The sequence below is a fragment of the Synechococcus sp. BA-120 BA3 genome (assembly GCF_034931285.1).
Taxonomy (GTDB): Bacteria; Cyanobacteriota; Cyanobacteriia; order PCC-6307; family Cyanobiaceae; genus Cyanobium.
In genome coordinates, this window is the sequence record NZ_JAYGHZ010000430.1 from 1 (window position 1) to 2,138 (window position 2,138).

At 73.6% G+C, this 2,138-nt stretch carries 2 protein-coding genes; both read left to right on the top strand.

Annotation, left to right across the window (positions count from 1 at the left end):
- Positions 1–622, top strand: a 622-nt coding sequence (locus VB737_RS16435; protein ID WP_500314540.1) for an alpha/beta hydrolase family protein, incomplete at its 5' end; no start/stop codon positions are given.
- Positions 619–2,138, top strand: a 1,520-nt coding sequence (locus VB737_RS16440) for a sodium/glutamate symporter (protein WP_500314541.1), incomplete at its 3' end; no start/stop codon positions are given. The genes VB737_RS16435 and VB737_RS16440, both read left to right, overlap by 4 nt.

A 2,138-nucleotide genomic window follows, 5' to 3' on the forward strand; every position in this document is an offset into this window, starting at 1 on the left:
CCTGGCCATCCAGTTCTGGACCAGCCGCGGCTGGGGCGTGGTGGACGTCAACTACGGCGGCTCCACCGGCTTCGGCCGGGCCTACCGGCAGCGGCTTGACGGCCAGTGGGGCGTGGTGGACGTGGCCGACTGCGCCGCCGCCGCCAGGGCCGTGGTGGCCGCGGGCAAGGCCGACCCGGCCAGGGTGGCCTTCGAGGGCGGCAGTGCCGGGGGCTTCACCGTGCTGGCCGCGCTGTGCTTCACCGACGTGTTCACCGCCGGCGCCGTCCGCTACCCGGTGACCGATCCGGAGTCCCTGCTGGCGGTGGAGCATCGCTTCGAGGCCCGCTACACCGAGACCCTGATCGGCCCCTGGCCCGGGGCCCGGGCCCTCTACGAAGCGCGCTCGCCCCTGCGGCATGCGGCGCGGATCACGGCACCGGTGCTGTTCTTCCACGGCCTCGACGACCGGGTGGTGCCGGCCAGTCAGAGTGAGCGGATGGTGGACGCGCTCAGGCGACGCGGATTGGAGACGGAGCTGCACCTGATCCCCGGGGAGGGCCACGGCTTCCGTGACAGCAGGGTGCGCACCGCGGTGCTCGAGGCCACCGAAGCCTTCTTCCGCCGCCACTTCCGCCTGTGATCGCATCGCTGGTGCCGGGGGTGGTGGATCGGGTGGAGTGGCTGGCCCTGGCCCTGGCCGCCCTCACGGCGCTGCTGCTGATCGGCGCCGGCCTCGGCGGCCTGCTGGGCATGAAGCGCTGGGGACTGCCGGAGGCCCTGCTGGCGGGCGGCCTGGGGCTGGTGGTGGCCCCGGCCGGGCTGCTGCCCCTGCTGCCCCAGCGGGTGATCGACCTCTGGGACCAGCTGCCCCTGCCCCTGCTCACCTTGGTGTTCGCCACCCTGCTGCTGGGCAAGCCGCTGCCGAAGCTGGGGGGCCTGTGGCGCCCGCTTTCGGCCCAGGTGCTGCTGGCCCTCACCCTGGCCTTCGGCCAGTTCCTGGTGGCGGGACTGGCGGTGCTGCTGGTGCTGCAGCCCTGGCTGGGGGTGAGCCCGGTGATGGCCTGCCTGATCGAGGTGGCCTACGAGGGCGGGCACGGCTCGGCCGCCGCCATGGGGCCCACCTACGAGCGGCTGGGGCTGGAGGGGGCCCAGGCCCTGGGGCTGGCCATGGCCACCGTCGGGCTGCTGGTGTCCACGGTGGTGGGGGGCCTGCTGGTGGTGCTGGCCCGGGCCAGGCGCTGGCTGATGTTCCCCGACGCGCTGCCGATCGAGGAGGCGATGGCGATCGTCGAAGGGGAGACCCCGCCGCTGCAGGAGGTGCCGATGGATCTGCCCCTGGAGGCGGGCACCGTGGAGGTGCCGGCCCTGTGGCGTCAGCTCGCCGACTGGGCCGTGAACCTGGGCCTGGCGGGGGTGGCGGTGCTGTTCGGCTGCGGGGCGCTGGCGGCCCTGCGGGTCGTCGCCGACGCCAGCGGCGGGGTCTTCGCCCTGGTGATCGACGCCCTGCCGGTGTTCCCCCTGGCCCTGGTGGGTTCCCTGCTGGTGCGCCTGATCCTGGAGAAGAGCGGCCAGACCCAGTGGGTCTCGACCGCCATCCAGGGGCAGACCGGCACGATCTCCGCCGATCTGCTGATCACCGCCGCCACCGCCTGCCTGGACCTGAGCCTGCTGGCCCACGACTGGATCCCCCTGACGGTGCTGGCGCTGGTGGGCCTGCTGTGGAACCTGGGGGTGATCCTGCTGCTGGCGCCGCGGATCCTGCCGCCCGACTGGTTCGAACGGGCGATCATCGAATTCGGCCAGGCCACGGGCGTGGCCGCCAGCGGCCTGCTGCTGCTGCGCATGGCCGACCCGGGCGACCGCAGCCAGGCGGTGACGGCCTTCTCGATCAAGCAGCTGCTGCTCCAGCCCCTGCTGGCCGGGGGCGTGATCACCGTGGTGGCGCCGCTGGTGGTGGACGGCTGGGGGCTGCCGGCCTGGACCGGCCTCTGCCTGGGCCTGGTGGTGCTCTGGAGCGGCCTGGGCCTGTGGCTGGCGGCGCGCGCCCGGGCCGGATTGAGCCGCCCCTCGGACAGCATCACCAGCCGCGGCGCATCATCCACGCTCAATGTATTCGGATTGATCGGCGACAGGTCGGGCGTCGGGAGGGCACAGAC